The following is a 10,987-nucleotide window of genomic DNA, read 5'->3' as shown; positions in this document are numbered from 1 at the left end:
CCCCCTAACTTATTTGAGGCTAGCCTAACCTGAGCGTTATGATGGTTTCAAATTTGGCCTCTACCTAGGATCAATTCCCTTGACGCATCACCGCCTACTGCCCGTAACCCTCACCGGGAACACCCGCCTCAAGCCGCGACTGCACCGTTTAACTTTTCACTCGCCGGCTTTTAGGGACTACCCCTTAGCCGGGCCTGACGAGTATTTTGGGCTCCTCATGCCCCAAGACGAGCAGGATTTTTCGCCCTTCGCGGTCGACGATGCCAATGTTCGCGCCGCCGTCACCCGATTGCCCGACGACATTCGCCCAGCATTGCGCTGGTACACCATTCGCAAGCTCAACCAAGAAGCGTGCACCATCGATGTCGACGTGGTGACCCATGGCGATAATGGCCCGGGTTCACACTGGATCCTCAATGCCCAACCCGGGGATACCGCCGGAATATATACCGGGCAAGCACTGTGGCAGGCCCCTAGGAAGTCACAACTGTTACTCGCGGATGCCTCTGCTCTACCGGCACTGTGGCACATCCTCGAGCACTACGAAGCCTTCTCACCGGAAATCTTGGATGCAGTCGACGTCGTTGCCATGATCACAGACGACGATGAAGTTGAAGACGGCTTGGAGGAGACGTGGCGCGGCAAGGTCCGCTCACTCACCATGGTCCTGGCTCCACACGACGAACACTGCACACGCGCCAGACAACTTCTCGGCTCCCGCTTCACCCCCGATACCGCACCAGATTCGGTATGGGTTGCCGGTGAAGGGGATCTCGCAAAAGCTGTGCGCTCATTAGCCGTGCATGACTGGGGCGTTCCGCGCGAAGAGGTCATCTGGTCCGTGTACTGGATGAAAGGGAGGCCGCGGCCTTAGCGCAGTCTTCACCTCTAGAGCCTGCTGCCTGGGGTACAGGGACCAAAGCAATGGCACCTTATGCAAAGGAGTGCATGCATTCACCTGGGCTTATCTCGATTCAGCGCTGCATATGGTGTCTTTAGTCTGGTCCCCCTTCCCCTCCTCCAGTCACGTGCCTCAGGTGCGCTGGGGGTTAAAGCCACCTGGGGCTAAAGTCTCCGCACACAGTACAACGCGGGTCCCAGTAAAATCTGGGACCCGCGTTGTAAGGGGTCTTGTCTATCAGGCGGTTTCTCACGCCGCCCGCCCTGCAAGACTCAGGGTGTTCTCTCTATCTCTCATGCGCCTCTCTCAAACGCACAAGATTATTATGCGGCATGTTCCTTGTAATCCCATACCACCAACCTGCCAATTGCCTGTTAGTGAGAAAAGTGCCGTTACCCTACACAAATCCAGCACTAGACACGGGAAAAGCCGCAGGCAGAGGTCTACCATGGGGCTAATGATGAACCCACGGATTCATTCTCAAGCCCAACCACCTATTGGCCATACCCCGCTGATGCGCGTGGACGCCATTAATCCCCGTACCGATGTGCACCTCTATCTCAAGCTAGAGCAATTCAACCTGGGCGGATCCGCCAAGGACCGCACCGCACGCGCACTCATCCAAGCCGCGCTTGACGCCGGCGACATAGGCCCCGGATCCACCCTGGTGGAGTCTTCCTCGGGCAACCTCGGCATGGCACTGGCCCGCCAGGCCCCACTTGCGGGTATGAAATTCCACTGCGTGGTCGATCCGCGCGTCAATTCCTCCACCGTGGCCACGATGCGGGCCTACGGCGCCCACGTAGAATTGCTGGATCACCCGGACCCGGAAACCGGCGATTGGCTCACCGCTCGCCGCACCCGCGTGGCCGAGCTTCTAGAAGAGATCCCCAATTCTTTCAATCTCAACCAGTACTCCAACGAGGCCGCCTTTTACGCCCACGCCGAAGGCACGATGACGGAAATCGTGGACCAGCTCGGACAGGCACCCACCCACTTGCTCGTCGCTATGAGCACCACCGGTACTCTCGGCGGCTGCGTGCGAAAGCTCACTGAGCTTGGCGCGGATACGGAGACCATCGGTGTCGATGCCGAAGGCTCCGTGTTGTTTGGGGGCCAGCGCGGCACCCGCATGCTGCCGGGCTATGGTGCTGGCATTGTCACCGATCTATCCACCAAATTCTCACCGTCCTCAGTAGAGCGTGTGCCCGATCTGGATGCCATTGTGGCAGCCCGTCGCCTCGCCCAGGCCGAAGGCCTTCTGCCTGGGGCCTCCGGTGGCGCGGTTATCGCGGCATTCCAGCGTCTCGCGCCTACCCTTCCGGCCGGTGCAGAGGTCGTCGCCGTACTCCACGACGGTGGCCAGCCTTACCTCGATACCATCTACAACGATTCCTGGGTCTGCGAGCACTTCGATATCTCTCCTCCCGAGCTCGCCGCGCGCGTCGAAGGGGATTCAGAGTGAGCCAGCAGGAACCTTCCCGCCGCATCGCCATCATCGGCGGCGGCCCACGCGGGCTGTGGGCTGTAGAAGAGCTCATCGAGCGTGCCCGCATCCCCGTGGATATCACCGTCTTTGATCCCTACCCCGCCGGCGCCGGCGCGGTGTATCGCCCGCAGCAGCCGCCGCAATGGCGCCTTAACGTCAATTGCGCCATCGTCACCACCGCACACGATAGCTTCAACGCTTGGCGTACCCGCCGCGGGGAATCCACCACCGATGCCTTCCCGCCGCGCGCGCAGGTGGGGCAATTCCTGGCCGATACGTGGGCTGCTGCCCTGCACCGCGCCCCGCAGCACGTGCGCATTCGACACCTACCCCAGCGTGTGCGTTCGGTGTCTACCGCTGACGACGGGTTCATCGTCGATGGCTCGCCCTTCGACGAAGTCCTCGTCTGCACCGGCCACGATCACCTCCACCCCGGTGCCTTAGTTCACGAGCCTTCCCGCGTTCCGATCACCGGACTCTACTTCGGCGCCGATTTGCCCAGTGCCCCGCGACGGATTGGGGTGCGCGGTGCTGCCTTGAGCTTCATCGATGTCTGCCTGCTGTACGGCGATACCGCCGAGCTCATCTTCCCGGTGAGCCGCAGCGGGCGTTTCATGGAGGTCAAGCCCGCGCCGGGCACGCCGCAGCCCGAGATCCCGGCTAATGTAAGGCGCGCCTGTGCCGGCGTGCACAATGCCGATGATTTGCGCGACATCCTCCTGGCGGCCGCCGGATCGATGGGTGAGTTTTCCACCGGGGACCTCGCTGCAGTGCTCGACGGCCACGACTTTTCCGGCGATGCCGTCGCGGAGCTGGATGCCTCCCTCCGCGCCGCCGAGGGCACCGGGCCGCTTACCCCGGCTGCGGCTGTAGGCGCGGCGTTTCGGGGGCTCTTTCAAGAATGCGTTGAATGGCATAAGACTCATGGCGCCATGCCCGGCTTCCGTGAGCTCTCGCGCACCCTCGAGCGCGTGGCCTTTGGCCCACCACCGGTCACCGCGCGGCACCTGCTCGAGCTCATCCGCACAGGCGTGGTAGATACCCGCTACCTCGCCGCCCCGGACCAGATAGACCACTGGCGCGAGCAGGGTGGCATTGATCTGCTTATCGATGCCACCGTAGCTCCCCAAGCCATCCCCACCCCTTTCCACGATGTCCCCGGCGTCGTGGAAATCGGCCGCATGAATGAGCTTGAGCTTCCCGGCCATGACTCGTTGAACCGTTCCGTGCACGATGACATCCCCCGTTGGGCGGAGAAAGTAGTAAACCCATGACCAACCACACCACCCCGTTACCCGTTCATGGCACCGTTGCGCTGCGCGCGCGGTGGGAAGAGTGGATGACGGAATTGGTGGGCGACCCACAGCAAGTTTCCCGCCTTACCTCCGAGTATGGCTCGCCCGTTAATGTGCTCAACCCCGCGCCGCTGCGCCGCAACGCCCAAGAGCTCCTCGATGCCGGCGCCTCTCATGGCGTGGACACCCAGGTATTTTTCGCTCGCAAGGCCAATAAAGCCTTGTGCTTCGTCGATGCCGCCCGCGAGGCTGGTCTGGGCGTGGACGTCGCCAGTGAAAATGAGCTGCGCCAAGTGCTTAACCGTGGAGTCGCGCCCGAACGGATTATCCTCAGCGCGGCTATTAAGACCGACGCGTTGCTGCGCCTAGCTATCGACCGCGGAGTCACCATTTCCTGCGATTCGCGAGCGGAAGCCGAGCGCATCGCTGCCCTTGCCAAGGCCCTCAACCACACCGCGCATGTCGCACCGCGCCTTGCCCCCAACCCGGATAACCTACCGCCGACGCGCTTCGGTGAGCTCCTTCACGCATGGCAAAGCCACGCGTGGCCCGAAACCATCCACGCTGACGGCGTTCACGTACACCTGCATGGTTATAGCGAATCGGACCGCCGCACCGCACTCGCGGAGGCCATCGCCCTCATCGAGCACCTCCGCTTAGTTGGCCAGCCTGCTTCCTTCATCGATATCGGCGGCGGTGTTCCCATGAGCTACCTCGAATCCCGCGAGCAATGGGAGTATTACCAGCAGCGCATCGCAGCCCAGCGCGCCGGCACCGGTGAGCCTTTCACCTGGAAGTTCGACCCGCTCTCAAATACCTACCCCTTCTGGCAAACACCCACCCGCGGCCAGTGGTTAGACCAACTTCTTTCTGGTGAGGTAGCCGGGTTTGGACCTGCCGGCCGTGCCTTGAGCGAGCGGAATATTTCTCTTCATTTGGAGCCAGGGCGCAGCCTGCTCGATGGCTGCGGCATCATTCTCGCTGAGGTCAGCTTCCTCAAAGAGCGCTCCGACGGCCTACCTCTCATCGGCGTCGCCATGAACCGCACCCAGTGCCGTACCGCGGCGGATGACATTTTGCTCGACCCGCTCCTCGTGCCCACTGCCGGAGACCGCGGTGCGGTGGGCCGGGAACCGCGCACCGGGTTCGTGGTGGGGGCCTATTGCATCGAAGATGAAGTCATCCTGCGCCGCGAGCTCGATTTCCCAGAGGGCATAGCGGTGGGCGATACCCTCGCTATCCCCAACACCGCCGGTTACTTCATGCATATTTTGGAATCTGCCTCTCACCAGATTCCGTTAGCACGCAATGTCTACCTGGACGCAGACAGCCGGGGCTGGGAGCCAGACGATATCGACGCTTAACAATCCCCGCCGCTATCTGCACGGGACTGGCAGGCATAGGAAAAGGGCTCCGAGGGTAAACCTCGAAGCCCTGTGCCATTTAGCGCGATGCGCTCGACCGATTTACTCGGTGTAGTTCTTCTCCACGGAAGCGTCGACCGGGATGCCCGGGCCGGAGGTGGTGGAGATGGTGATCTTCTTGGCGTAGATGCCCTTAGCGGAGGACGGCTTCAGGCGAATGATCTCGTCGTACAGCGCGCCGTAGTTCTCAGCCAGCTTCTCAGCGTCGAAGGAAGCCTTGCCGATGATGGCGTGCAGGTTGGAAGCCTTGTCAACGCGGAAGGAAATCTTACCGCCCTTGACGTCAGCAACAGCCTTGGTCACGTCAGCGGTCACGGTGCCGGTCTTCGGGTTCGGCATGAGACCACGCGGGCCCAGCACGCGGGCAACGCGGCCAACCTTGGCCATCTGGTCCGGGGTAGCGATAGCAACGTCGAAGTCGATCTTGCCCTCGTTGATAGCAGCGATCAGCTCTTCGGTGCCCACGATGTCGGCGCCAGCAGCCTTCGCAGCCTCAGCGTTGTCGCCCTCAGCGAAGACAGCCACGCGGACGTCCTTACCGGTGCCGTGGGGCAGGGAGACGGTGCCGCGAACCAGCTGGTCAGCCTTACGCGGGTCAACGCCGAGACGGAAGACAACATCAACGGTGGCGTCGAAGTTCTTGGAGGAGGTCTCCTTGGCCAGCTTGGCGGCCTCGATCGGACGGTACAGGCGGGAGCGGTCTACCAGCTCAGCGGCAGCCTTGTATGCCTTGGACTTGGTGCTCATAAGTGCAATTCCTTTTCTTGGATTGATGTGGTGTTAGCGGGCCGAAGCTGGCCCTGCCACGCGCGATACAGAACGTATCGCGCATTAAATCGAATTTTTACTTAGCCGGGACGCCGTCAACGGTGATGCCCATGGAGCGAGCGGTACCAGCAATGATGCGGGCGCCGTTCTCGATGTCACGAGCGTTGAGGTCCTCAAACTTGGTCTGTGCAATCTCCTTGCACTGATCCCAGGTCACGGAGCCAACCTTGTCGGTGTGCGGAACGCCGGAGCCCTTCTTGATGCCAGCGGCCTTGAGCAGGAGCTTAGCTGCCGGCGGGGTCTTCAGCTTGAAGTCGAAGGAGCGGTCCTCGTACACGGTGATTTCCACCGGAACGACGTTGCCGCGCTGGGACTCGGTCGCAGCGTTGTAAGCCTTGCAGAACTCCATGATGTTGACGCCGTGGGCACCGAGTGCCGGGCCGACCGGCGGAGCCGGGTTAGCAGCGCCTGCCTCGATCTGGAGCTTGATCAGGCCAGTGACCTTCTTCTTGGGAGCCATCGAATTACCTCTTTCCTGTGGTACCGGAGTGCCGCCACGATGAATAACAGCGCCCCGTCCGGATGCTCACGCATTGTGGGCCACCGGAGGATGAACGTTTCAAGATGCGCAAAAGCGCACGGCGTTCAAGTCTAGAACACCGTGCGCCCAGCTCAAAATCGCTTTTTAGGAGATGCGCTCGATCTCCGTCGGGGACAGCTCCACCGGGGTCTCGCGGCCGAAGATGGACACCAGGCCCTGCATCTTGCCGGTCTCTGGGTCGATCTCGGAGATGGTGGCGGAGACGGAAGCCAGCGGGCCAGACAGGATGGTGACGGCCTCGCCCACCTCGAAGTCGTGCGCGTAGGCCTTGGCGGCCTCCTTCTCCGGCATGGCCACAACCTGCTCGCCCTCGGAGTCTGCTGCGGAGTCCTCCGGAGAGACCGTCGGATCGTTCGGCATGAGGAACTTAGCAACGTCGCGGATCTTCACCGGGGTCGCGTTGCCCTCATTGCCCACGAAGGAGGTCACGCCCGGGGTATCGCGGACGACGGACCAGGCGGCGTCGTTAAGCTCCATGCGCACCAGCACGTAGCCCGGCAGCAGCTTGCGCTTGACTACCTTCTTCTTGCCGTCCTTCTTTTCAATGGCCTGCTCGACCGGCACAACGACCTCAAAGATGGAATCCTCCACCTCGAGGGTCTGGGCGCGCATGTCGAGGTTGGTCTTCACCTTGTTCTCATAACCGGAGTAGCACTGGATGATGTACCACTGGCCCGGCTGCTTCTTCAGCTCGCGGGTAAAGGCGCGCAGGCGGGACTTGTACTCGGCGTCTGCGGCAGCGGCGGCGTCTGCCTCAGCGCTTGCCGACGCCTCCCCTGCACCCTCGCCTTCAGCCTCATCCGTGACGCCACCGAGAGCAGCCTCAGCGGCCTTGGTAGCAGCTTCCTTTTCGGCAGCTTCCTTCTCCTCAGCGGACAGTTCCTCCTGCGGCTGCTGGGATTCCTCAGTAGCCTCGACCGCTTCGGCGGCCTGTTCCTGGACGTTATCGATCATGGCCTGCTCGAGGGAGGTGCCAGTGTTTTCTTCGCTCATTGTCTGCTACTCCAAATTGGTGTTCATTCTTCCAGTCCCCCACCAGGGTACTCGGCGGGACTAGGGCAAAAAGTATCCCGCCGTTTCCCCTAGTCGAGCTAGCGGGAAGGCGGCGGGATGAAAGTATGAAATTAGTGTACTAAGGCGCGAGGATTGCTTCAACTCCGAGGCCGGTCAGCGTGTCCACACCCCACACCAGAGCGGTGAGGACGATAAGAAAGGCGAAGGTCACCAGAACGTACTGAAGCATTTCCTTGCCGGTAGGCCACACGACCTTCTTCATCTCAGAGACGACTTCACCCGGGAAGGAGCCGACGGATCCGCCGAAAGAATCTTCCTTCTTATCCTCGACGCGCACGACGCGCTTGTCGGTGTAGGAATCAGTAGAGGTGGTCGCTGCGCCAGAGAGCTGACGCTTGCCGGTTGGGCGCGGAGCCCCGGTGCTCGGCTGCTTTTCCTCGCTCACGGCGATTCCCTCCTTGGAAGTGATGTGGCAGGGGCGACAGGACTCGAACCTGCAACCTACGGTTTTGGAGACCGTTGCGCTACCAATTGCGCCACGCCCCTCTGCGTGCCCTTTTGGGACAACGCACAACCCTACCAGAACGGTGATTCCCCATGGAAACCACGTGCCGTATAAGGCTGGGAGTCGGTAGTGAAAAAGCGCCCGTATGCGGGCGCTTTTCTTTCCCGGTAGCGATGGCGAGAATTGAACTCGCGACACAGCGATTATGAGTCGCTTGCTCTACCACTGAGCTACACCGCCATATTCACTTTCTGAAAGCTTCCAGAAACATGAATGGAGCCCCCTGACAGAATCGAACTGTCGACCTTTTCCTTACCATGGAAACGCTCTGCCGACTGAGCTAAGGGGGCACAGCCTCTTAGAGTCACGGAGTTTCTTCCGCTGTGCTCTCGTTGAAGCCTTGAAAAGATTAACCCGAAACGCTTAAACAACACAAATCGCCAGTACGACAATGGTTTTTGCGCACTTTTCAGGCACCTAAACTCGCACACATCACCCTTGCACCACTCTCGCGGTAGACCGCCCCTACTCCAGGCGCACCAAACCCAGCTATTGTTGACGTATCAAATACTTTATGTGCTCTAGGGAGGACACATGAGCTCTGGTACCCAGAAGCAGACACCGAAGGACTGGGTCGGCGACGCCCAGAATGCCTCGACGGACGGCGAATTCAAGCGAGACACCAACTACATCGGCGACCGCATTCTTGCCTCGGTCACCGGTGACGAACCACAGCCTTCCGTGGCTGGTAGCGGCGAGGCCCTCGACTGGCCGGTGCAGCCCCACCGGTATCGCCTCATTGCTGCGCGCGCTTGCCCGTGGGCGCACCGCGCGATCATCGTTCGGCGTTTGTTGGGACTGGAAAATATCATCTCCTTAGGCCTGGCGGGCCCCACCCACGACAAGCGCTCCTGGACTTTCGACCTCGACCCCGACGGGCTCGACCCCGTCCTACGCATCCCCCGCCTGCAGGATGCGTATTTCGCGCGCTTTCCTGCCTATCCGCGGGGCATCACGGTGCCAGCCATTGTGGAAGAGTCCAGCGGCAAGGTTGTCACCAACGACTTCAACTCCATGGTGCGGGACTTCCAGACAGAGTGGACCGACTTCCAACGAGAAGGCGCACCCAACCTGCTGCCGCCGTCCGAGCAACAGGAGGAGATGGAGGAAGTCAACAACGTCATCTTCAGGAAGCTCAACAACGGCGTGTATCGCGCGGGATTCTCCGCATCCCAGGAGGCTTATGAAGAGGCCTATGCGGATGTCTTCGAGGTCCTCGACTGGCTGGAGGAGCGGCTAGCCCACCGCCGCTTCATCATGGGCGAGCACATCACGGAGACCGATATCCGGGCATACACCACCTTGATCCGCTTTGACGCTGTCTACCACGGCCACTTCAAGACCAACCGGAATAAGATCAGCGAGATGCCGAACGTTTATGGCTACTTGCGCGAGCTATTCCAGCTCCCCAGTTTCGGCGATACCACCGACTTCACCGAGATCAAGCAGCACTACTACATCGTCCACCGCGAAATTAATCCCACCCAAGTGGTGCCGGCCGGCCCCGACCTTAATGGTTTGGCACAGCCCCACGGCCGCGATCACCTGCCGGGTGCGCCCTTCGCTGAAGGCACCACCCTGCCGGGGCCGTTGCCCAAGGCTGAGCGGTTGAAGAACCCCACGGATTTCCAGCGAGAGCTGTTCACGTTGGATTAGCCCCTGAGTCACCCGGAGATCGAAAAATCCCGCAGACCCATGTGATGTGTCTGCGGGATTCATGTTGTGCCAGGTAGAAGATTCGAACTTCTGAAGGCGAAAGCCGGCGGATTTACAGTCCGCTCCCTTTGGCCGCTCGGGCAACCTGGCAGGCACTCTTGAGTGCGGTTATGTACTTTACTACGAACTCCCACCTAACATGCAAATCGCCAGGCAGGAGGGGCTTTTAACCCACGCGCTGAACGGTATAGTCCGCCAACTGGCGCAGTGCTTCACTAGCCGTGCATTCCGGCAGCAGGGAAAGCTGGTCCTCGACCACGCGCAGGTACGCGTTGACGTCGGCCAACGCCTTGTCACGGCCGCCCGACTGCCACAGCAGCTCGATGGCGCGTTGCACGGAAGCGTCATCCTCCAGCGGGCCTGTCAGCAGGGCGCGCAGCTCATCGCCGACCTCGCCTTCCTCCTCCAGGGCATAGAGCACCGGCAAGGTGAACACGCCCTCGCGCAGGTCCGTGCCCGGGGTCTTCCCGGATTCCTCGGAGTCGGAGAAGATGTCGATGACATCGTCGACGATCTGGAAAATCATGCCTACGGCCGCACCGATTTGGCGCAGCGCCTCGCACTGTTCTGGACCCGCACCCGCGTGGTAGGCACCCAGGTAGCCGGCGGACGCGATCAGCACCGCGGTCTTTTCCCGGATCACCGCCGTGTAGTGCTCTACGGCATTGGCTTCGCCAGCACCGATGGTTTCCCGCATCTGGCCGGTGACGAGCTCCTCGAAAGTCTCCGCGAAATGCTCCACCGTGTGGGTATCCAGCTGGCTCATCAGCCGCGAGGCGTGCGCGAGCAGTGCATCGCCCGCCAGAATCGCCACAGAGTTGGTCCACCGGAAGTTCGCGGAATCCACGCCGCGTCGGCGCTCCGCCTCATCCATGACATCGTCGTGGTAGAGCGTAGCCACGTGGACCATTTCCACCACGGTTGCCGCCTTCACCACCTCGGGGGATTGTGAACGTTCACCGAACTCGGAGGCCAACAACGCCATCATCGGGCGGAAACGCTTGCCACCAGCCAGGGACAGGTGGCGCACTTTGTCCTTGATGAAGTCCTGCCCGCGGTCGAGCTCCGTATTCAGCAGGTCCTCTACAGCAGCCATCCCGGCGTTGATACGCTCGGTGAGCTGCGCATCCCCCAAGTCCACGTGCTTGGCGTGAGTTTGGCCGTGTGACATTAAACGTGTTCCTTTAAGCTCAAAAATCCTAGTGTTTACTTAC

10 protein-coding genes and 4 tRNA genes are annotated in these 10,987 nt (G+C 61.1%); 5 read left to right on the top strand and 9 right to left on the bottom strand.

Translation table 11 applies throughout. The annotated features are described in order from the left end of the window. The first annotated feature begins 79 nt into the window (after positions 1 to 79). From HMPREF2943_RS05820 to HMPREF2943_RS05805, 4 genes are all read left to right on the top strand, one after another. Positions 80 to 874, top strand: coding sequence for a siderophore-interacting protein (locus HMPREF2943_RS05820; RefSeq protein ID WP_070711055.1), 795 nt, complete (start codon positions 80 to 82; stop codon positions 872 to 874). Positions 875 to 1,349: 475 nt separating this feature from the next. Further along, the gene (locus HMPREF2943_RS05815; protein ID WP_070448016.1) at positions 1,350 to 2,366 is read left to right on the top strand and encodes a pyridoxal-phosphate dependent enzyme; all 1,017 of its coding nucleotides are present in this window, start codon (positions 1,350 to 1,352) and stop codon (positions 2,364 to 2,366) included. After that, entirely contained in the window at positions 2,363 to 3,664 is a 1,302-nt protein-coding gene (locus HMPREF2943_RS05810; RefSeq protein WP_070711054.1) for an FAD/NAD(P)-binding protein, read from the top strand. Before HMPREF2943_RS05815 ends, HMPREF2943_RS05810 begins: the two co-directional genes overlap by 4 nt. Then, positions 3,661 to 5,049, top strand: coding sequence for a type III PLP-dependent enzyme domain-containing protein (locus HMPREF2943_RS05805; protein WP_070711053.1), 1,389 nt, complete (start codon positions 3,661 to 3,663; stop codon positions 5,047 to 5,049). Before HMPREF2943_RS05810 ends, HMPREF2943_RS05805 begins: the two co-directional genes overlap by 4 nt. Positions 5,050 to 5,151: 102 nt before the next feature. On the opposite strand, the gene rplA is transcribed toward HMPREF2943_RS05805, so the two are convergent. The 7 genes from rplA to HMPREF2943_RS05770 form a co-directional block, all read right to left on the bottom strand. After that, a complete protein-coding gene (gene rplA, locus HMPREF2943_RS05800) occupies positions 5,152 to 5,856 on the bottom strand; it encodes a 50S ribosomal protein L1 (RefSeq protein ID WP_070711052.1) in 705 nt (234 codons plus the stop codon). A gap of 97 nt (positions 5,857 to 5,953) precedes the next feature. Further along, positions 5,954 to 6,397, bottom strand: a complete 444-nt coding sequence (gene rplK, locus HMPREF2943_RS05795) for a 50S ribosomal protein L11 (protein ID WP_010189723.1) — start codon at positions 6,395 to 6,397, stop codon at positions 5,954 to 5,956. Between the two features lie 165 nt (positions 6,398 to 6,562). Further along, complete coding sequence (gene nusG / locus HMPREF2943_RS05790) at positions 6,563 to 7,471, bottom strand: transcription termination/antitermination protein NusG (RefSeq protein WP_070711051.1); 909 nt, start codon at positions 7,469 to 7,471, stop codon at positions 6,563 to 6,565. Between the two features lie 139 nt (positions 7,472 to 7,610). After that, the gene (secE, locus tag HMPREF2943_RS05785; protein ID WP_070448002.1) at positions 7,611 to 7,937 is read right to left on the bottom strand and encodes a preprotein translocase subunit SecE; all 327 of its coding nucleotides are present in this window, start codon (positions 7,935 to 7,937) and stop codon (positions 7,611 to 7,613) included. Positions 7,938 to 7,962: 25 nt separating this feature from the next. Then, positions 7,963 to 8,038 (bottom strand) — tRNA-Trp (locus HMPREF2943_RS05780). 127 nt (positions 8,039 to 8,165) lie between these two features. Beyond that, positions 8,166 to 8,237 (bottom strand) — tRNA-Met (locus HMPREF2943_RS05775). Positions 8,238 to 8,271: 34 nt separating this feature from the next. Next, a tRNA-Thr gene (locus HMPREF2943_RS05770) sits at positions 8,272 to 8,347 on the bottom strand. 244 nt (positions 8,348 to 8,591) lie between these two features. Here HMPREF2943_RS05770 and HMPREF2943_RS05765 point away from each other — a divergent pair. Continuing rightward, the gene (locus HMPREF2943_RS05765; RefSeq protein ID WP_070711050.1) at positions 8,592 to 9,713 is read left to right on the top strand and encodes a glutathione S-transferase C-terminal domain-containing protein; all 1,122 of its coding nucleotides are present in this window, start codon (positions 8,592 to 8,594) and stop codon (positions 9,711 to 9,713) included. A gap of 67 nt (positions 9,714 to 9,780) precedes the next feature. On the opposite strand, the gene HMPREF2943_RS05760 is transcribed toward HMPREF2943_RS05765, so the two are convergent. Both HMPREF2943_RS05760 and HMPREF2943_RS05755 read right to left on the bottom strand, forming a co-directional pair. Further along, positions 9,781 to 9,863: transfer RNA gene (locus tag HMPREF2943_RS05760), tRNA-Tyr, on the bottom strand. 76 nt (positions 9,864 to 9,939) lie between these two features. Then, positions 9,940 to 10,944: a polyprenyl synthetase family protein gene (locus HMPREF2943_RS05755; RefSeq protein ID WP_070447998.1), complete on the bottom strand. Its 1,005-nt coding sequence runs from the start codon at positions 10,942 to 10,944 to the stop codon at positions 9,940 to 9,942. Positions 10,945 to 10,987: the final 43 nt, after the last annotated feature.

It is taken from the genome of Corynebacterium sp. HMSC072D12 (assembly GCF_001813925.1).
Lineage (GTDB): Bacteria > Actinomycetota > Actinomycetes > Mycobacteriales > Mycobacteriaceae > Corynebacterium > Corynebacterium aurimucosum.
This window is presented reverse-complemented; position numbering and strand designations above follow the sequence as displayed.

What these genes read in the sequence shown, in the direction of transcription:
- HMPREF2943_RS05815 (WP_070448016.1), top strand. Translation starts at nt 1,350, where the DNA reads ATGGGGCTAATGATGAACCCACGGATTCATTCTCAAGCCCAACCACCT.
- HMPREF2943_RS05805 (WP_070711053.1), top strand. Translation starts at nt 3,661, where the DNA reads ATGACCAACCACACCACCCCGTTACCCGTTCATGGCACCGTTGCGCTG.
- rplA (WP_070711052.1), bottom strand. Translation starts at nt 5,856, where the DNA reads ATGAGCACCAAGTCCAAGGCATACAAGGCTGCCGCTGAGCTGGTAGAC.
- rplK (WP_010189723.1), bottom strand. Translation starts at nt 6,397, where the DNA reads ATGGCTCCCAAGAAGAAGGTCACTGGCCTGATCAAGCTCCAGATCGAG.
- nusG (WP_070711051.1), bottom strand. Translation starts at nt 7,471, where the DNA reads ATGAGCGAAGAAAACACTGGCACCTCCCTCGAGCAGGCCATGATCGAT.
- HMPREF2943_RS05765 (WP_070711050.1), top strand. Translation starts at nt 8,592, where the DNA reads ATGAGCTCTGGTACCCAGAAGCAGACACCGAAGGACTGGGTCGGCGAC.
- HMPREF2943_RS05755 (WP_070447998.1), bottom strand. Translation starts at nt 10,944, where the DNA reads ATGTCACACGGCCAAACTCACGCCAAGCACGTGGACTTGGGGGATGCG.